Origin of the sequence: Allobosea psychrotolerans (genome assembly GCF_002917105.1) — a bacterium.
GTDB lineage: Bacteria > Pseudomonadota > Alphaproteobacteria > Rhizobiales > Beijerinckiaceae > Allobosea > Allobosea psychrotolerans.
This window is the reverse complement of the sequence record NZ_PQFZ01000001.1, coordinates 85,431-104,522: the sequence shown is the minus strand read 5'-3', so window position 1 is coordinate 104,522 and position 19,092 is coordinate 85,431. Positions and strand designations below refer to the sequence as shown.

Genomic DNA, 19,092 nt, shown 5'->3' with positions numbered 1-19,092 from the left:
GCTTCGCTCGCAGACCATAAGCCCGCGAACCATAAGCCAGGCTCATGATCTCATGATCCCGGCTCGATTGTCTCGAGCTGTCAGGGTCGTCAACCTGACGCATCGAAAGAGGCCCATCATGCACGACCTGACCCGCTGCGTTCACCATCCCGCCGTCTCCGACGAGGGCTATGCCAGCCTCGCCGTCGCGACGCACCGCGCCTCGACCATCGTCTACCCCGATGCGGCAAGCTTCGCCGCCCGCAAATATCGCGGCTTCGACGGCTATACCTATGGCCTTCACGGCACGCCGACGACCCGCACGCTGGAGGCGCAGCTCTCCGAGCTGCATGGCGGTGTGCGCACGGTTCTCGTTCCCTCCGGCCAGGCCGCCGTCACCATCGTGATGCTGTCGGTGCTGCTGCCGGGCGACAAGGTGCTGATCCCGGACCATGTCTATCCGCCCGTCCGCAGCTTCTGCGAGGAGTACCTCAAGCCGCGCGGCATCGACTACGGCGTCTATGACCCGCTGATCGGCGCCGGCATCGCCGACCTCATCGACGGCAGGACCAAGCTCGTCTGGATCGAGTCGCCGGGCTCGGGCACCATGGAGGTGCAGGACGTACCCGCCATTGTGAAGGCGGCCAAGGCCAAGGGCGCGCTCGTCGGCTGCGACAACACCTGGGCGACCCCGCTCTTGTTCAAGCCGCTGGCGCATGGCGCCGATTTCGCCTGCGAGGCGCTGACCAAATATGTCGGCGGCCATTCCGACCTGCTGCTCGGCTCGGTCACGGTCGCCGACATGGCGCTGCGGCAAAAACTCAAGGAGACCTTGCGCGGGCTCGGCGTCGGCGTCTCGCCCGACGAATGCGCGCTGGCGCTTCGCGGCATCGAGACCATGGGTCTGCGCGTCGCCCATATGGGCCGCGTCTCCGAGGATTTCGCCCGGCGCCTGACGCATTCTCCGGCGGTCGAGACCGTGCTCCATCCAGCACTGCCGTCCTGCCCCGGCCATGACTTCTGGAAGCGCGACATGGGCCGCTCCTCTGGCGTCTTCAGCGTGGTGCTCAAGCCGGTCGCCGAGGCGGAGCTCGAAGCCGCGCTGACCGCGCTCAAGGTCTTCGCGATCGGCGCGTCCTGGGGCGGCACGCGCAGCCTGATCGCACCCATGGCAGTGAAGGGCGACCGCACGGTCAAGCCCTGGACGCATCCGGGTACGGTCCTGCGCATCAGCATCGGGCTGGAGGATCCCGACGATCTCTGGAACGACCTCGACGCCTTGCTCGTCGCACTCGAACGCCCGGCGGCCGCCAAGGTCGCCTGAGCCAAAACCATCTCCGGGAGAGAAACGAACGCGGCGGCAACGCATCGCCGCGCAGGGAGAGCCTTGTCCAAAATCAACAAGAAGGGGATCTGGAATGAAACGCATACTGCTCCGCATGACGAGCGCGGCCTTGCTCACCGTGAGCTTCGCCATGCCCGCCTTGGCAGCCGACACGCTGAAAGCCATCCGCGAGCGCGGCAAGATCATCTGCGGCACGAGCCCCGGCGTCGCCGGCTTCTCGCTGCAGGATGCCAATGGCCGCTGGGAGGGTTTCGACACCGATATCTGCCGGGCGCTCGCCGCCGTCATCTTCAACGATCCGGACAAGGCGGCCTATGTCCCGCTGACCTCGAAGGACCGATTGATCGCGCTGCAGGCCGGCGAGGTCGACGTGCTGCCGCGCACCACGACCTGGACCCTGTCGCGAAACGCCAGCCAGGGCGTCACCTTCACTGGCGTGAACTATTATGACGGCCAGGGCTTCATGGTGACGAGGAAGCTCGGTGTGACCTCGGCGAGCCAGCTCGGCGGCGCCTCGATCTGCGTGGCGCAGGGCACGACGAGCGAGCTCAACCTCGCCGATTATTTCCGCAAGCTCGGCCAGAAATACGAGCCCACCGCCTTCGCCACCTCCGAGGAGGCCTTGCGCGCCTATGAAGCCGGACGTTGCGACGCCTACACCACCGACATCTCGGCGCTCTCGGCCAACATGCTGAAATTCCGCGTGCCGGAAGAGCATGTCGTGCTGCCCGAGGTGATCTCGAAGGAGCCGCTCGGCCCCTGGGTCCGCAGCGGCGACGAGGTCTGGTTCAACCTGGTGCGCTGGACGCTGTTCGCCCTGATCAACGCCGAGGAGCTCGGCGTCACCAAGGCCAATCTCGCCGAGATGACGAAGTCGACCAATCCCGAGATCAAGCGCTTCCTCGGGCAGGACGGCAAATTCGGCGAGGCGATGGGCGTGAGCAATGACTGGGTCGTGCGCATCATCTCGGCCGTCGGCAATTACGGCGAAAGCTTCGAGCGCCATCTCGGCCAGAAATCCCGCTTGCGCCTGGCGCGCGGCCCCAACGCCCTGTGGACGCAGGGCGGCCTGCAATACAGCCCGCCCTTCCGGTGAAGGCACAAGAGCAGGATGCGAAAAAGTGGGAACCGGTTTTTCGCATCGATCCTGCTCTCACGCCTAGTTGCGAGACGGTTTCAGAAGCCCGGCGCGCAGCCGTCCCTGCGGGGGGCGGAGGCGCCGAGCAGCCTGCGTCCCTCCAGTCGATCGCAAAAACCTGCGTGCTGCGGATCAACCCACCGGGACCGAGATCGCCATGCCGTCGCGCTGCGGGTCGGCGCCGCCCGAGCAGCGTCCGTCATCGATCCTGATGCCGTGCAGGGCCGCGAAAGGATAGCTCTGGGCCGAGCGCTTGATGTCGTAGCCCAGAGCCGCGAGTTCAGCACTGACGCTGCGGCGGATGCGGTTCGAGATGTCGATTGAATTCGAGACTGCGACGATGCGCGGCGCGGCGACCGCCTCCAGCATCGACATGCCGAAATCGACCACGTTCATGATGCCTTGCGCCATGGCGGGCGCGATATAGCTGCCGCCCGGCGCACCCATCACGATGAAGGGTCTGTCGTCCTTGAAGACGATGGTCGGCGCGGCCGAAGAAGAGCGGCGCTTGCCCGGTGCGATCGACCCCGCGCGGCCGGGGCGCGGGTCGAAGCGGCTCATCGTGCCATTATACATGAAACCCAGCCCCGGCGTGATCGCGCCCGACGGGCTGCCCAGCGTATGCGTCAGCGCGACCGCGTTGCCCTGGCAGTCGACCACCGAGATATGCGTGGTCTCGCGCGAGGAGGAGCGCTCCAGCCGCTTCACATCGGCGCGCTCGCCACGGCGGATGCTGTCGGCCTGGGCGGCGGCATGCTCCTTCGAGATCAACCGCTCGACCGGCACATCGACATAGGCCGGATCGCCCATATGCTGATCCTTGTCGATGGTCATGCGCTTCATCGCCTCGGCCAGCAGCCGGACATGCTCCGTGCCGCCATGGCTCAGCGCGCCGATCTCGAAATTCTCCAGCATGTTGAGGATCTGCAGCATCAGCATACCGCTGGCCGGCGGCGGGCTGGTGGAGATGCGGTGACCACGATAGGAACCCCAGATCGGCTCGGCGACCGAAAGCTAATAGGCCGCCAGATCCTCGCGCGAGATCAGGCCGCCATGTGCCGCGAAGTCGGCGGCGATCTCTTCGGCGAGCTCGCCCTTGTAGAACAGCTCCGCCCCGCCCTTGGCGAGACGTTCGAGCGTGTTGGCCATGTCGGGATTGGCGAGCAGATCGCCGACGCGCTTCAGGCTGCCATCGGGCCGGAAATACAGGCTCTTGCTGGTTTCGCTGTAGCGCAGCTTGTCGGCAGTGTTGACCTGGCCCGAGCCCTTCTGATCCTGCGACCAGAACCAGTGCATATGCGGGCGCACCAGCACGCCGCTCCGCGCCTGCGCGATCGCCGGCGCGATCACATCGGCCCAGTCCATCGTGCCGAAGCGCGACAGCGCGTAGTCATAGCCCTTGACGCTGCCCGGCGTGCAGACGGCGAGATGGCCGAACTCGCTGATGCCACCCTCGAGCAGGAAGGCGAAGCCGTCGCGCGACTGGCCGAGCAATTTGTCGGCCCACATCTCGGGCGTCGCCGAGAGCGAGGCTTTTGCGTAGAATTCCACGATCTGATGGACGCCGCGACCGGGCATGTAGAGCTGCATCGAGCCGAAGCCGCCGATCCCGCTCATCAGCGGGTCGACCACGCCCTGCATGAAGGCGCAGGCGATGGCGGCATCGACCGCATTGCCGCCGCGTTCCAGCACCGCCGCCCCCGCCTCGGCGGCCTCGGGCTGCGGGCAGACGATCATTCCGTTCTTCATCGAACTGGCCTCTGACATTGGGATAGCGCTCAGGTGACCGTCATCCTCGGGCGGAGCGAAGTGGAGACCCGAGAATCTCATGACGAGATGACGCTGGTTTCCGAGATGGCCGGGTCGAGCCAGACCATGACGCCGACGCCCAGTTGAGGAATTACGTCGGCTCGCCCAGGCGCCAGAACAGCCTCACCCCGCCATCCCCGCTGCTTTCCAGCGCCGGCACGGCCGAGAGCAGTTTGCGGGTATAGGCGTGCTTGGGATCGTCGAAGATCTGGTCGCGCGAGCCCTCCTCGACGATGCGGCCCTCCTGCATGACCACGACACGGTCGGCGACCTGCTCGACCACTCCGAGATCATGGCTGATGAACAGGCAGGAGAAGCCGTGCTTGCGCTGCAGCTCGGCAAAGAGCTCCAGCACCTGCGCCCGCACGGTCACGTCGAGCGCCGAGACCGGCTCGTCGGCGATGACGAAGCTCGGCCGGCGCACCACGGCGCGCGCGATCGCGACGCGCTGGCGCTGCCCGCCGGAGAGCTCATGTGGAAAGCGATCGGCGAAACCGTTGGCAAGACCGACCTCGGTCAGCACCTCGGCGACGCGGGCCTTCTTTTCGGCCGCGCCCATGCCCGGCACCAATCGCAGCGGCTCGATGACGAGCTCGCCGATCGACATGCGCGGATCGAGCGAGGAATACGGATCCTGGAACACCATCTGGCAGTTCAGCCGGTAGTCCCAATAGGCCGTCTCGCTCTTGAAGATCGGCTTGCCGTTGAACAGGATCTCGCCGCCGCTAGATTTGACCAGGCCGGCGATGGACTGGCCGAGCGTGGTCTTGCCCGAGCCCGAGCCGCCGACCACCGCGACGACCTCGCCTGGCTGCACCGCAAGCGAGATGCCGTGCAGCGCGCGCTTGGGTGCCGATTTGCGGAAGAAACGCTGACGGCCTGGATAGTCGACGACGAGGTCGTGCACCGCCACGATCGGCGTCTTCGCCTGCGGGAGCTCGCGGGCCAGGCCGCGCAGCGGCATCGCGGCGAGCAGCTTGCGGGTATAGGGATGCTGCGGCCGCGCCAGGATGTCGTCGGCCGCGCCCTGCTCGACGACGTCGCCCTGGCTCATCACGACGATGCGGCTGCAATAGCGCGCGACCATGCCGAGATCATGCGAGATCAGCAGGACAGCCGTGCCGTTCTCCTTGGTCAGGTCGACCATCAGCTCCATGACGTCGCGCTGGACGACCGCGTCGAGCGCGGTCGTCGGCTCGTCGGCAAGCAGCAAGGCGGGCTTCAGCAGCATCACCGAGGCCAGCATGATGCGCTGGCGCATGCCGCCGGAGAACTGGTGAGGGAAGGCGTGGAGCGCACCTTCGGGATCGGAGAGGCCGACGCGCCGGAGCATGTCGAGGATCAGCGCCCGCCGGCCGGCGGCATTGAGATCACGATGAAGCGCAAGGCCCTCTTCGAGCTGCCGTCCGATCGTCATCGACGGGTTGAGCGAGGTCATCGGCTCCTGGAAGACCATGCCGACCTTGGCGCCGCGCACCGCACGCAGGCGTTTGGGCGCCATCGTGGTGATCTCGTCGCCGTCGAACAGGATCGAACCGGAAACGAGTTTCACCGCCGGCGGGACGAAGCCCATGATGGCGCGCGCGGCCAAGGTCTTGCCTGAACCGGATTCCCCGACGATGCCGACGATCTCGCCCGGCGAGACCGAGAAGCCGACATCGTTGACGACGGTCCTGCCGGACACGCCGATCCTGAGCGTGAGATTGGAGACCGTGAGCAAGGGCTTGCTCTCGGGCACGGGATTGCCGGCGCTCATCGCATGCCCCTCATCCGCGGATCGAGCCGGTCGCGCACCGCATCGCCGAGCAGGTTGATGCCGAGCAGCGTCAGCGAGATGCACAGGCCGGGAAAGATGCCGAGCCACATCGCCTGGCCGATATAGGGGCGCGCTCCGGCAAGCATGTTGCCCCAGGTCGGAGCCGGCGGCGGCACGCCCAGCCCCAGGAAGGAGAGCGAGCTCTCGGCCAGCAGCACATAGCCGAACATCGAGGTCGCCAGCACGGTGAGGGGCGCGATGCAGTTCGGCAGGATATGGCGGGTCATGGTGAAGGCCTCCGAATTGCCCATCACGCGCGAGGCGGCGATGAACTCCTTCTCGCGCAACGACAAGACCGTGCCGCGCACGATGCGCGCGACCGATGGGGTATAGGCGATGCCGAGCGCGACGATGATGCCGTATTTGTTGGCGCCGACGACCGCCAGCAGGCCGAGCGCCAGCAGGATGCCGGGGAAGGCCAGCAACGCGTCGTTGAAGGCCATGATGACCCGGTCGACCCAGCCACGAACATAGCCTGAGAACAGCCCGATCAGCGTGCCGAAGATCACGGCGAGCACGACCGTCAGCAGGCTGATCCAGACGCTCGTGGCGGCGCCCGCCATCAGGCGCGAGAGCACGTCGCGGCCGAACTCGTCGGTGCCCAGCCAATGGGCGGCGCTGGGCGCGGCGAGCTTCTCGCGAAAGGAGAGCTTGAGCGGATCATAGGGCGTCCAGAGCGCGCCGGTGCCGGCGGCGATGAGGAGGCCGCCGATGAGGCCGCCCCCGATCAGCGCATTGAATGCGGGGAGCCTCATTGCGCCGTCACCCTCGGGTCGAAGATCGGATAGCAGAGGTCGATCACGAGATTGACCAGCACGTAACAGAAGGCGACGAAGAGCATGCAGCCCTGGATGACGGGGTAGTCGCGGGCAAAGATCGAATCGACCAGGAGCCGGCCAAGGCCTGGAATGGTGAAGACGGTTTCGACGACCGCGATGCCGCCGAGCAGATTGCCGAGCACGAGGCCGATCAGCGTCCAGGTCGGCCCGAAGGCGTTCTTGAAGGCGTGGCGCCAGAGCACCGCGCCTTCCGAGAGCCCCTTGGCGCGGGCATGGGTGATGTAGTCGAGCCGCAGCACCTCGAGTGTCGAGGCCCGCGCCATGCGCAGGATCACGCCGATCTCATGCAGGAACAGCGTCAGGATCGGCATGATCAGATAGATGATGCCGCGCCAGGGATCGTCGCCGATCGAGACATAGCCCACCACCGGCAGCCATTCGAGCTTGAGGCCGAAGAACAGCAGCAGCAGCAGGCCGAGCCAGAAGGTCGGGATCGAGAGCAGGAGCGTCGCAGCGCCGACGAGGCCGAGATCGAGCGTCGAATCCTGCTGCCAGGCGGCGATGACACCAGCCGGCACCGCAACCAGGCTGGCGAAGAACACCGCGACCAGCACGATCTGGGCGCTGACCCAGAAACGCGACAGGATCAGCGGCAGGATGGGCTCCTGCGAATTGATCGAGACGCCGAGATCGCCCTTCAGCAGATGGCTAAACCAGATGCCGAACTGCGTGAACAGGCTTTGGTCGAGCCCAAGCCGGGCCCGCAGGTCAGCAATCGAAGCGGGCGTCGCGAGATCGCCCAGCATCAGCGAGGCCGGATCGCCCGGTATCAGGCGGATCAGGACGAAGACCGACACCGCCACGATCAGCAGGGTCGGGATCGCCATCACGATCCGGGTCAGTGCAAAACGCAGCATCGGGCTCTCCCCGGTTCAGGACTGTCGGGGATGGCTCAGTTGGCGAGTGTGACTTCCCACATGCGCTGCTTGGACTGCCAAGCCTGGAAGCCCTTGACGCGCTTGGACAGGGCATAAGGCTCGACACCGTTGAAGGTGAAGATCATCGGCACCTCGGCGATATAGCGCTTGTGCAATTCGTCGAAGAGCTTCTGACGCTCGGCCTTGTCGGCGACCGTCATCGCCTTGTCGATCAGGGCCAGCGCCTGCGGCTCCTCCCAGATCTTGCGCGGCTGCTTGTCCTTGTTGCCGGAGAACTGCTCGAAGGCCAAGGCTGGGTCGAAGCGGGCCGAATAGGAGAAGGCCTGCATTTGGTAGTTGCCCTTGTTGTAGCGATCGAGCTGGGTCGCCCATTCCAGCACCTCGATCTCGACCTTGATGCCGATGGCCTGCAGCATGGCCTGGGCGACGACCGCCTGCGGGAAGCTCACCGCGGTCGGGCGCTTATTGGCGAGGATGGTGATGGTCTCGCCCTTGTAGCCGGATTCCTGAAGCAGCTTCTTTGCTCGCGTCGGGTCGTATTTGAAGCCCTGCTTCTCGACATCACCGAAATAGGACGAGCCGGGGTAGAGCGGCGAGTTGTTCGGCTTGGCGAGATCGGCCGAGGCCGCGGAAACCAGCTCGTCATAATCGATCGCGGCGGCGATCGCCTGACGCAGCTTGACGTTCTTGAGCAGCGGGTCACGCGTCTGGATCAGCAGGCCATGGCGCACGGCATTCGTCCCGACCTGGACGGTCAGGCTCGGCGCCTTGCGCAGCTCATCGACATCGCTGTTGAGGATGCCGCCCATGTCGATGGCGCCCGAAAGCAGGCCGGCCTTGACCGTCGCGGGGTCGCGCACGATCAGGAATTTCACATCCTTCACCAGCGGGCGCTTGGAGCCGAGATAGCCATCGGTCTTGCCGTCGGCCCGGGGCGAGGCATAGTCCTCGAAGGCGCTCATCGTGTAGAATTCGTTGCGCTTCCACTCGCCCATCTTGAACGGGCCGGTGCCGATCGGCTTGTCGAAGGAGCCGTCGGCCTTGACCGAATCCTTGTGGATCACGGCGGCCATGGCGCAGTCGGTGCGGGCCAGAGCGTCGAGGAAGAGCGCGTTGGGCGCATTCAGCTTCATGGTCACGGTATTGGCGTCGGGAGCTTCCACCGCCTCGACCTTGAGCCCGTTGCGGCCGTCGAATTCGGTCAGGCAACGCCAGTCCGTCTTCGGATCCATGTAGCGGTTCCAGCTCCACAAGACGTCCGCCGAGGTCAGGGGCGCGCCGTTGTGGAACTTCACGCCCTTGCGCAGGGTGAAGATGTAGGTCTTGCCGTCCGCGGAGACGTCGATCTTTTCTGCGAGCAGGGAGCCGGGCGTGCCGCCCTCGTCATAGCCGACGAGGCCCTCGACCATCTGCAGCACGAAATCGTCGGTGTTGTCGTCGCGGTTGACGCCGGGATTGATGCTGCGGACGTCGGCGGCGACCGAGACGGTGAGCGACTGCGCCAGCGCAGGGCCAGCAAGCGTGGCGGCGACGGCAGCGCCGATCAGATGGGCGGGCAGACGGTTCATGTCGAGAATTCCCCAGTTTTGTTATCTGTTTTTGGTCGGCTTCCGGGAGTGCCGTCGCTCAGGGGGCGACGCTGACCTCCCAGAGCCTGGGCTTGGACGCCACCCAGGGCGCGAAGCCGCGCAGGCGCTTGGACACGACCGCCGTGTCGACCTGGTTGTAGAGGAAGATCAAGGGTGCATCGGCCAGCATCAGCTCGTGCAATTCATCGAAGAGCTCCTGGCGCCGGGCCGAGTCGGAGATCAGGGTCGCCTGCTCGATCAGCTCGTCGGCGCGGCGATTATCCCAGGCCTTGGACGGGAACTGGTCCTTGGGACCACTGAATTGGTTGTAGCTCTGGGCCGGGTCGATGCGGGCCGAATAGCTGAAGGACATCATCTGATAGTTGCCCTTGCTGTAACGGTCGAGTTGCGTCGCCCATTCCAGCACCTCGATCTCCGCCTTGATGCCGGCGGCCTGCAGCATGGCCTGGGTCACGACCGCGACCGGGAAGCTCGGCACGGTCGCGCGCTTATTGGCGATGATCTTGATCGGCTGGCCTTTGTAGCCGGCCTCAGCCAGGAGGCGCTTCACCTTGGCCGGGTCGGCCTGATAGCGCTTGCTCTGCGCCTCGTCGTAATAGGGCGAGGTCACGTAGATCGCCGAATTATTCGTCTTGCCGAGCTCGTTGGAGGCCTGCGCGACCAACTCGTCGAGGTCGAGCGCGGCCGCGATCGCCTGGCGCAGCTTGACGTTGCCGAGAAGCGGATCGCGCGTCTGGAACAGGATGGCGGGCTTGGTCGCGCTCGGCGCGGTCAGGACCTGAACCGCGGCGCTCTTCCGCATCTCCGCCACATCGGAATCGGGTACGTCCGCAACGTCGATCGCGCCCGACATCAGCCCCGCCTTGACAGTGGCGCCGTCGGCAATGGCTAGCACACGCACTTCCGGAACGAGCGCGCGCTTGCGCCCGACATAACCATCGCGCCCATCGCCCCGCGGCGAGACATAGCCGTCGAAGCGCTTGAGCGAAACGGATTCACCGCGCTTCCATTCGCCCAGCATGAAGGGGCCGGTGCCGATGGGCTTGTCCCAGCTGCCATCGGCCTTGACCGAATCCTTGTGCAGGATCGCGACCATGGCGCAGTCGGTGCGCGCCATCGTGTCGAGGAACAGTGCGCTCGGCTTATCCAGGGTCATGACGAAGGTCGCAGCGTCGGGCGCCGCCACCTCGACGACCTTCATCCCGGTGCGGCCGTCGAATTCGGAGCGGCAACGCCAATCCGTTTTCGGATCCATGTAGCGGTTCCAGCTCCACATCACGTCAGCCGAGGTCATCTCGGCGCCGTTGTGGAATTTCACGCCCTTGCGCAGCCGGAAGCTGTAGGTCTTGCCATCCGGCGAGACCTCGACCGCTTCAGCCAACAGGGGCGCGACCGCACCATTCTCGCGATAGCCGACCAACCCCTCGACCATATGCAGCACGATCGCGTCCGTGTTGTCGTCGCGGTTGACGCCGGGATTGGTCGAGCGGATGTCGGCGTTGAGCGCAACCGTGATTGGCTGTTGCGCCGTTGCGGAGGCGGTGCCGAGCAGGAGGGCAAGGGCAGCTGTCGCTTTCCAATCCATCTGTCTCTCTCCCTGCCCCATCGGCAATCGTCAGGCGGCCTTGGCCGCGCCGCCGCGTCGGCGGGCCAGCACATCGGCGAAGAAATCCTGCACGCGCGGCACGGCCCTCAGTCCGTCATGGGCCATGTTGGGCACGAGATCGAAGCGCACCGACACGCCCGCGGCCTCGAAGGATTTCTGCAGGCTCGCCAGTCGCTCGGGGCGCGTCGCGCCGGCATGGTTGGCGTCCGGCATCCAGTTGCGGCCGCCCTGCTTGTGGGTGATCTCCCAGGTCTCGAGATCGGCCGCACCGACGATCATCTGCACCGGAACCTGGCGCATCGCCTCGATATCGGGAGCCACGCCGAAGAGCTGCGCCATGTTGCGGGTGCCGACCCACCAGTCGCGCGTCGGGTCGAGCAAGGTCACCGAGCCCGGAGCGCCGATCGAGCAGGCCCAGAGCTTCTGCGGTTGCAGCAACAGGAAGCGATGGGCGAAATGGCCGCCGCCGGAATAGCCGAACAGGGCGAAGCGATCGAAGCTCAGGCCATAGCGCTGCGCGACCTCGTCGACCATGGCGAGCAGGACGTGATCATAACGGATCTCGCCCTCGCGCATATATTTGAAGCCGTCGCGATTATCGTCGCCGAGCACGCCGATCGGAAACAGCGGCGCCAGCACGACGCAGTTGTTCCAGCGCGCGAATTCCTCGAAGGCGTCGCGATAACCGGTGAAGCCGCGCCCGGTGCCGTGCATGGCGACGACGAGCTCCGGCGGCTCGCCACCCTGCCCCAGCGTCTTGGGCACATAGAGGCAATAGCTGAAGCGTGGATCGGCCTTGCAGGCGATCACCGGCGTCGGGCCGAGATCGTAGAGCGCGCGGGCGATCGCGGCGGCGTCTTCCAGCTGGGAGGAGGCGGTTGCGGGAGCGGTCATGGCGCGCCTTTCGATTGGCGTAATAATTGGCGCCAATTATGTCGCATGTTATTGTGAGGCTCGCAACGGCCCGATGCGACAAATCTGGAATCTGCTAAAGACACCCGATGACGACTCGTCCGACCCGCCAAAAAGAGAAGCGCGCGCTGGCCAGCGAGATCGCGCAAGCGATCCATATGCGCGCCTACCGGCCGGGCGAATGGCTGCGCCAGATCGATCTCGAAGAGGCGTTCAAGGCGACGCGTTTCGACGTGCGCAGCGCGCTCGACGAGCTGGCTGTCCGCAAGACCATCGAGCACGTGCCCAATCGCGGCTACCGCGTCGCCGAGATCGACCTGAAGACCCAGCGCGCGATCCGGGACACCCGCATCATCCTGGAGACTGCCGCCGTGCCCGGCATCATGGCCGGCATTGATGCCGCCACGATCGCGCGCTTGAGCGAACTCGCCGACCGCTTCAGCCAGGCGGTCCTGAGCGGCACGCGCATCGAGCAGAGCGAAATCAACAGCGCCTTCCACCATCTGATGTACGCGGTCTGCGGCAACCCCGTGCTCGAAGAGACGATCTGGGGGCTGAGGGACCGCTCGCGCGGCTCCTCCGTCACCGTCTGGAGTTCGCATCAGGCGCTGCTCAACAGCGACCGCGACCACCACGCCATGGTCGAGGCGCTGCGTGCAGGCGATGCGACGCGCCTTGCCGAGCTGATCGCCCATCATATCGTCAAGGACATGATCGAGGCCCAGGCGCACGCTCAGCCATCGACCGAGACCTCCCAGAGCCGGGGCAGCGAAGTCAGGGACGAGGTGTAGCCCTTGACCCGCTTCGAGAAGGCGCCGCTGACGATGCCGTTATAGAGCATCACCATCGGCACATCGGCGATGAAGCGCTTGTGCAATTCGTCGAAGATCGCTTGGCGCTCGGCCTTCCCCGCAACGACCATCGACTTCTCGAGCAGCGCCTGCACCTGCGGATCGTCCCAGAGCTTGCGCGGCTGCTTGTCCTTTGGCCCGGTCATCGATTCGAAGGAGAGCGACGGGTCGAGCCGCCCCGAATAGGGGAAGGCCTGGATCTGGTAATTGCCCTTGTTGTAGCGGTCGAGCTGCGTCGCCCATTCCAGCACTTCGATCTCGACATTGATACCGGCCGTCTTCAGCATCTGCTGGGCGATGACGGCGGCGTCGAAGCTGTTGGTGTAGCGCTTGTTGGCCAGCATCACGATCTTCTCGCCCTTGTAGCCGGCCTCGGCGAGCAGCTTCTTCGCCGCAGCCGGATCGTATTTCACCCCCTGCCGCTCGACCGGGCCGTGATAGGCCGAAAGCGCGGGAACGATCGACCGATTGGGCCTGCCGATGCCGTCCGTCACCGCACCGACGAGCTCATCGGCATCGATTGCCGCCGCGATGGCCTGGCGCAGCTTGACGTTGCCCATCACCGGGTCGCGCGTCTGGATGATCAAACCGACAAGGCCCATGCTGGAGACGACGGACAGCGAAACCTTGCCACCCTTCTTGAGTTCGCCGACATCGGCATTGGCGACATCGGGGACGACATCGACATCGCCGCGCTCCAGCGCCGCCTTGGCCGTGGCGCTGTCGGGGATGATGACGAAGCGAAGCTCATCGACGAGCGGCCGCTTCGCCCCGGTCAAGCCGTCGATCTTGCCCGGCAGCGACGCGTAGTCGGCGAAGCGCTCCAGCTTGATATATTCGCCGCGCTTCCACTCGCCGAGCTTGAACGGGCCGGTGCCGACCGGCTTGTCGAAGCTGCCGTCGGCCTTGACGGAATCCTTGTGCAGGATGCCGGTCATGGCGCAGTCGGTACGCGCCAATGAGGTCAGGAACAGCGCGCTCGGCTTGTCCAGCGTGAACACGACGGTGCGGGCGTCGGGTGCGGTCACGCTCTCGACCTTGACCGTGCCGCGCCCGTCGAATTCGGACAGGCAGCGCCAATCCGTCTTCGGATCCATGTAGCGGTTCCAGCTCCAGAGCACGTCGTCCGAGCTCAGGCTGGCGCCGTTATGGAACTTCACGCCCTGGCGCAGCGTGAAGCTGTAGGTCTTGCCATCGCCGGAGATATCGATCTTCTCGGCCAAGAGCGGCTTGGGCAAGGCGTCCTCGCCATAGGCGACCAGCCCTTCGACCATGTGGAGCACGACGCCGTCGGTGTTGTGGTCGCGATTGACGCCGGGATTGATCGAGCGGATGTCGAAGGGCAATTGCACGCGCAGGCTGCTCGCCTGCGCCGAAGCTGCGATCGCCACAGCGAACGCCAGGCCAGCAGCGAGACTCGCAGCACGGCCGGTAAACCACGGATTCCATCGACGCATCGGCATGTTCCCCTCTTTTTTGGCGAGCTGTTCGGCCGGCGTGTGGATTGCGCTATTCGGCGGCCTGCGCGAGCGTGACCGGCTCGTCCGTCAGGCTGTAGCGCGTGAAGACCCGGTTCAGCGCCGGCAGCAGTGCGACCTCCATGCTTCCCTTGGCGGGCTCCATGATCACCATCGCGACGGTGGCCGAGAGATTGCCGGCATCGTTGAGGCGCGGCGGCCGGCAGACCGAATGGGGGGTGAGGAAATCGTCGAAGAAGGCGTGCTTGAGATCAGCGACCGTCAGCTTCTCGCCGGCCTCGTCGAGCAGCTTCTTCACCCGCCAGTCGCGGTAGAAGCTCTCGGGGACGCGCGGCGTACCCGTATCCTTCAGTTTCGTCAGCGCGACCTGCCCGACCCAGTGATTGGCGTGCACGATCAGCCCCTCGCTCGGAAAGATCGGGAAGGCCTCGTCCGGCGCGCATTCGAAATCGATGGCGAAGCCCTTCACCGTCGAGAGCATCATGTTGTTCGAGCAGGCCTTGGGCGTGGTCGCGACCGCCTTGATCGCGAAGGCGAGATGCTCCTGCTCCAGCACCTTGCGGCGGATCAGGGCGAGCGGTACGCCCACTTGCGTGAAATCGCGCTCGGATTCGAGATAGTTCGCGGTGATGCTGATGCCGGCCGCATTGGTGCCGCAACGGGCGAGGCCGCCGGCCTCGACGAAGGTCAGGAAATCCGGCCCGTCCTCGCGGCGCACGCGCAGCACGATCGCGGTCTCCGCGCATTCGGCCTTCCAGTCCCAGTTCTGGCCGTGGATCAATTCGCCGCTGGCGCTGCGCTCGGGCAGGATCACCGCGCCGGTGCAGCCATCGTCGAGCTCCTCGGTCTCGGCGATCGGCGTGCTCTTGATGAGCTTGGCCTTGGCGATGACCTCGGTGCGGGCATTGATCATGACGATGTCTTCGAGCGGCACCTTGGCGCCATCGGCGATGCCGCGCATCTCCTCGATGTAATGGGCGCCGAAGGCTTCGATCTCGCGGGCGAATTCGGCGATCAGGGCCGATTTCGCGGCAGCGTCATAGCCGAGATCCCCAAGCTGGCTGCCATAGAGCTCGATCGAGCGCTTGACGCGCTGCGGCACCGCGGCGCCATGCTGGCGGCCGCGCTCATAGGGCGTGCCGGAAACGTCGACGAAGGGGCAAGGTTCAACCATGGTCGGGACTCCGCAGTAGCGCGCTGGCGCACCGTCAATCCTTGATGTATTTCATTGCCAACTAAGACAATCAAGAGTTTTTCAATGACGACCCCCACCCGGCTGCAGCAGGACATCGCCGAGCGCATTCTCCAGATGGTGCGCGAGGACGGCCTGGAGGCCGGCGCCTGGCTGAACGAGAACAGCGCCGCGCGCCGCCTGAATGTCTCGCGCACGCCGGTCCGCGCCGCCCTGGACTATCTCGCCGGGCAAGGCGTCGTTCGGCGCCATCCCAACAAGGGCGTCGAATTGCTGAGCACGCCGACGACGACTGCGGGCAATGGCGGAAATCCCGACGCCACCGAGCTCGCCATGGTCAAGATCGCCCATGACCGCGAGACCGGCCAACTTCCCGACGACATCTCCGAGCTGGAGGTGATGCGGCGCTACGAGCTCGGCCGGCCGGAGGTCCAGCGCCTCCTCGCCCGCCTCGCCGACCTCGACATGGTCGAGCGCAAGCCCGGCTATGGCTGGCGCTTCCTGCACGATCCGCGCGACCCTTCAGCCCATGACGAGCGCTACCGCTTCCGCCTGCTGATCGAACCGATGGCGCTGCTGGAGCCCGGTTTCTCGCTCGAACAGGGCTGGATCGACGAGATGCGCGCGCGCCATCGCGAGACGCTCGAACGTCCCTGGCGCGAAGCCTCCAGCATCGGCTTCTACGAGATGAACGCCGATTTCCACGAAGGATTAGCGGCGGCATCCGGCAACCGCTACATCCACTCGGCAATCCGGCGGCAGAACCAGCTGCGCCGCCTGTCCAATTACGACTGGGTCTTCGGCTTCGAGCGCGTGGTCGTGAACTGCCGCGAACATCTGCAGATGCTGGACTGCCTCGAAGCGGGAGACCGCGAACTCGCCTCCGCCCTGATGCGCAGCCATCTCCAGCGGGCCAGCCAACTCCGCCGCGCCAACGGGTTCGATTAGAGCGTTTTCACGCGAAGTGGATACCGGTTCCCTCGCGACAAACGCGAAGCGTTTGCGCGGAGAAAACGCGTCAAAACAAAAACCGAGATCAGGACGCGAAAAACGGGAACCGGTTTTCCGCATCCGGCTCTGAACCGCGAAACGGCGCCATCGAACAGATATTGTCTTTTGTATTTAATAAAGACATCATGGCCGTCCCGCTTCGCCGAGGACTGATCATGACCGCCCATGCCGCCCCGCCCCAGCCCCGTCTCGCCAACCGGCGCGACGCCTTCTGGATGCCGTTCACGCCGATGCGCGACTTCCAGCGCGAGCCGATGCTGTTCGAAAGCGCTGAGGGCATGCATTACGTCACGCCGGAAGGCCGGCGCATCCTCGACGGCATGGCCGGGCTCTGGTGCGTCAACGCCGGCCATGGCCAGCCGCGCATCGTCGAGGCCATTCGCGAGGCCGCCGGCCGGCTCGATTTCGTCTCCTCCTTCAAGATGAGCCACCCGGCCGCGGAAGCCTATGCGGAGCGGCTCTGCGCGTTCGCGCCCGAGGGCATCGACCATGTCTTCCTCGTCAATTCGGGCTCGGAGGCCGTCGATACGGCGCTGAAGATCGCCCGCGCCTATCACCATGCCAGGGGCCAGGCCGGCCGCACAAAGCTGATCGGACGCCACAAGAGCTATCATGGCGTCGGCTTTGGTGGCCTCTCCGTCGCCGGCATCGGCCGCCACAAGGCGGCCTTCGGTCCGCTGCTCGCCGATGTCGCCCATCTGCCTTTGCCCTATGACCGCGCCACGATGGCCTTTTCGCGCGGCCGGCCGGAGGGCGGGGCGAGCGCCTCCGAGGCCCTGGAAACCTTGCTGCAGATCCATGATCCCTCGACCGTCGCCGCCGTCATCGTCGAGCCCGTCACCGGTTCGGGCGGCGTCTACCCGCCGCCCAAGGGCTATCTCGAACGCCTACGCGCGATCTGCGACAAGCACGGCATCCTCCTGATCTTCGACGAGGTCATCACCGGCTTCGGCCGGCTTGGCACGCCCTTCGCGGCGCAGGCCTATGGCGTCAAGCCCGATCTGATGAGCTGCGCCAAGGGCATGACCAACGGCGCCGTGCCGATGGGGGGCGTGCTCGTCGCCGGCCATGTCTATGAGGCCTTCATGGCCGGGCCGCCGGAGGCGGTCGAGCTCTTCCACGGCTACACCTATTCGGCCCATCCGCTCGCCTGCGCGGCGGGCCTCGCGACGCTTGATGTCTTCGCCGAACAGGATCTGCTCGGTCGCCTGCGCAGCGTGCTGCCGCTGTGGGAGGATCGCGCCCACAGTCTCAAGGGCGCGCCGCATGTCGCGGATATCCGCACGGCCGGGCTGCTCTGCGCCATCGATCTCACGCCACGCCCCGGCGCCGAGGGCGCACGCGGCGGCGCCTGCGCCAGGCTCTGCTACGAGGCGGACCTCCTGATCCGCAATGCCGGCGACACGCTCGTGCTGTCGCCGCCACTGGTCATCGCGCCCGGCGAGATCGAAACGATCTTCGCGACGATCGAGGCCGCCCTGTCACGGATCGATTGAGAGGCTGGATGCCGGTCAGGAGCGCTGCGGGCCGCCGGCCCGCAGCAACGCCCTCGCCGTCCCGGTCAATCGCTCCCCGCCGCCGGCACGAACGACGATGGTCTCGCTGAAGCCGAGCCCGCCGGCCGAGACATACATGTGGAAGACCATGCCCTCCTCCAGTCGCCATGTCGAATTGGGCAGGAAGACGCGCGAAAAATCGCTCGGGCGCGGCGTCCGCGCGTACAGCCCGAGCGTATAGCCGCTGACATTGTCGTAAGTCGGCCGCAGGCGCTCAGCGAGCACCGCCTCGCGCAGGACGGCGTCAACCTCGCCAGCGAGAGCGCCCGGCCGCATCGCTGCGAATTGCCGGTCCTGCAGGGCGACGAGCCGCTCGGCCAATGGTGCAAGACCGCGCCGGTCCGAGCCGATCAGCACCGGCCGCATCAGCCTTGCGCCATAATTCGCGACCTTCGGGATCAATTCGACATGCAGCACATCGCCGTCGGCGAGCGGCTGCGCGGTCATCGCGCCATGCAGGAACTCGTGGTCGCCGATGCCGGGCACGATCGGCCCCGTTTCGCCGGTATCGGCACCGTTCTCCAGGAAGCTCGCAGCCGCAATCGCCGCCGCTGCTCGCGGTGACAACCCCGGCCGCGCCTTCGCCACGATGGCTGCCATGGCCTTGTCGGCGATCCCGGCCGCCTGCGCCAGCAGCGCGATCTCGGCCTCGGATTTGACCTGGCGCAGCAGGTCGCCGGCGCCCGGCATGTCGGCGAAGTGTGCCTCCGGGAGGAGCGCCTGGAGCCGGTCGCGCGTCGCAGCCGTGAAGCCATAGGAAGTGTGGTCGGCCCCGATCCGGGAGGCGGCATGGCCCCGGGCGCGGATCGCCTCGGCCATCACCGCATGTGGCTCCGCCGTATCGGCAAAGCCCCGGATGTCGGAAAACCAGCAGGCGTTGCGGCAGGGCTGCGCGTCGAGTTCGCGCAGCACGAACCAGGGTTCACCTTCGAGCGGCAGGAAAGCCGCGCGATACATCGTCTCCGAGACGGTGTAGCCGGTCAGCCAGGCCAGGCATTCGGCATGGTCGATCAAAAGGAGATCGACACCGGCCCCGACCATCGCCGCCCGCGCCCTGGCGACGCGGCCGGCGAATTCCGCGGGCGCGAACATC

General features: G+C 65.9%; 14 protein-coding genes and 1 pseudogene. 5 read left to right on the top strand and 10 right to left on the bottom strand.

The features are described 5' to 3' along the window. Window positions 1-118 precede the first annotated feature (118 nt). Together metC and CYD53_RS00470 are read left to right on the top strand one after the other, a co-directional pair. Window positions 119-1,303 (top strand): cystathionine beta-lyase, encoded by a 1,185-nt coding sequence (gene metC / locus CYD53_RS00475; protein WP_103716195.1) that lies wholly within the window; start codon window positions 119-121, stop codon window positions 1,301-1,303. Between the two features lie 94 nt (window positions 1,304-1,397). Further along, window positions 1,398-2,420, top strand: a complete 1,023-nt coding sequence (locus CYD53_RS00470) for an amino acid ABC transporter substrate-binding protein (protein ID WP_103716194.1) — start codon at window positions 1,398-1,400, stop codon at window positions 2,418-2,420. A 174-nt stretch (window positions 2,421-2,594) separates the two neighbouring features. Here the strand turns inward: CYD53_RS00470 and ggt are convergent. The 7 genes and pseudogenes from ggt to CYD53_RS00435 form a co-directional block, all read right to left on the bottom strand. Continuing rightward, window positions 2,595-4,211: pseudogene (gene ggt / locus CYD53_RS00465) on the bottom strand (gamma-glutamyltransferase). A gap of 151 nt (window positions 4,212-4,362) precedes the next feature. Continuing rightward, complete coding sequence (locus tag CYD53_RS00460; protein ID WP_103716193.1) at window positions 4,363-6,027, bottom strand: ABC transporter ATP-binding protein; 1,665 nt, start codon at window positions 6,025-6,027, stop codon at window positions 4,363-4,365. Continuing rightward, window positions 6,024-6,842: an ABC transporter permease gene (locus CYD53_RS00455; RefSeq protein ID WP_103716192.1), complete on the bottom strand. Its 819-nt coding sequence runs from the start codon at window positions 6,840-6,842 to the stop codon at window positions 6,024-6,026. Before CYD53_RS00455 ends, CYD53_RS00460 begins: the two co-directional genes overlap by 4 nt. Continuing rightward, a complete protein-coding gene (locus CYD53_RS00450; RefSeq protein WP_103716191.1) occupies window positions 6,839-7,783 on the bottom strand; it encodes an ABC transporter permease in 945 nt (314 codons plus the stop codon). The genes CYD53_RS00455 and CYD53_RS00450 overlap by 4 nt, the downstream gene beginning before the upstream one ends. Window positions 7,784-7,818: 35 nt before the next feature. Continuing rightward, window positions 7,819-9,372: an ABC transporter substrate-binding protein gene (locus tag CYD53_RS00445; RefSeq protein ID WP_103716190.1), complete on the bottom strand. Its 1,554-nt coding sequence runs from the start codon at window positions 9,370-9,372 to the stop codon at window positions 7,819-7,821. Between the two features lie 58 nt (window positions 9,373-9,430). Next, the gene (locus tag CYD53_RS00440) at window positions 9,431-10,978 is read right to left on the bottom strand and encodes an ABC transporter substrate-binding protein (RefSeq protein ID WP_103716189.1); all 1,548 of its coding nucleotides are present in this window, start codon (window positions 10,976-10,978) and stop codon (window positions 9,431-9,433) included. 30 nt (window positions 10,979-11,008) lie between these two features. Then, on the bottom strand, window positions 11,009-11,893 hold the full coding sequence (locus tag CYD53_RS00435) for an alpha/beta hydrolase family protein (protein WP_103716188.1): 885 nt from the start codon (window positions 11,891-11,893) through the stop codon (window positions 11,009-11,011). A 107-nt stretch (window positions 11,894-12,000) separates the two neighbouring features. Here CYD53_RS00435 and CYD53_RS00430 point away from each other — a divergent pair, with 107 nt between their 5' ends. Next, window positions 12,001-12,702, top strand: a complete 702-nt coding sequence (locus tag CYD53_RS00430) for a GntR family transcriptional regulator (protein ID WP_103716187.1) — start codon at window positions 12,001-12,003, stop codon at window positions 12,700-12,702. Here CYD53_RS00430 and CYD53_RS00425 read toward each other — a convergent pair. After that, window positions 12,645-14,225 carry an ABC transporter substrate-binding protein gene (locus CYD53_RS00425; protein WP_245928019.1) on the bottom strand — a complete coding sequence of 527 codons (1,581 nt, stop codon included), beginning with the start codon at window positions 14,223-14,225 and terminating at the stop codon, window positions 12,645-12,647. The two genes, CYD53_RS00430 and CYD53_RS00425, sit on opposite strands and share 58 nt — an antisense overlap. 46 nt (window positions 14,226-14,271) lie before the next feature. Beyond that, a complete protein-coding gene (locus CYD53_RS00420) occupies window positions 14,272-15,414 on the bottom strand; it encodes a C45 family autoproteolytic acyltransferase/hydolase (protein ID WP_103716186.1) in 1,143 nt (380 codons plus the stop codon). 84 nt (window positions 15,415-15,498) lie between these two features. Here CYD53_RS00420 and CYD53_RS00415 point away from each other — a divergent pair, with 84 nt between their 5' ends. Beyond that, on the top strand, window positions 15,499-16,380 hold the full coding sequence (locus CYD53_RS00415) for a GntR family transcriptional regulator (protein WP_103716185.1): 882 nt from the start codon (window positions 15,499-15,501) through the stop codon (window positions 16,378-16,380). Window positions 16,381-16,598: 218 nt separating this feature from the next. Continuing rightward, window positions 16,599-17,939 (top strand): omega-aminotransferase AptA, encoded by a 1,341-nt coding sequence (aptA, locus tag CYD53_RS00410; RefSeq protein WP_103716624.1) that lies wholly within the window; start codon window positions 16,599-16,601, stop codon window positions 17,937-17,939. A 15-nt stretch (window positions 17,940-17,954) separates the two neighbouring features. Here the strand turns inward: aptA and CYD53_RS00405 are convergent, their stop codons facing one another. Then, window positions 17,955-19,091 (bottom strand): M24 family metallopeptidase, encoded by a 1,137-nt coding sequence (locus tag CYD53_RS00405; protein WP_103716184.1) that lies wholly within the window; start codon window positions 19,089-19,091, stop codon window positions 17,955-17,957. Window position 19,092 lies beyond the last annotated feature (1 nt).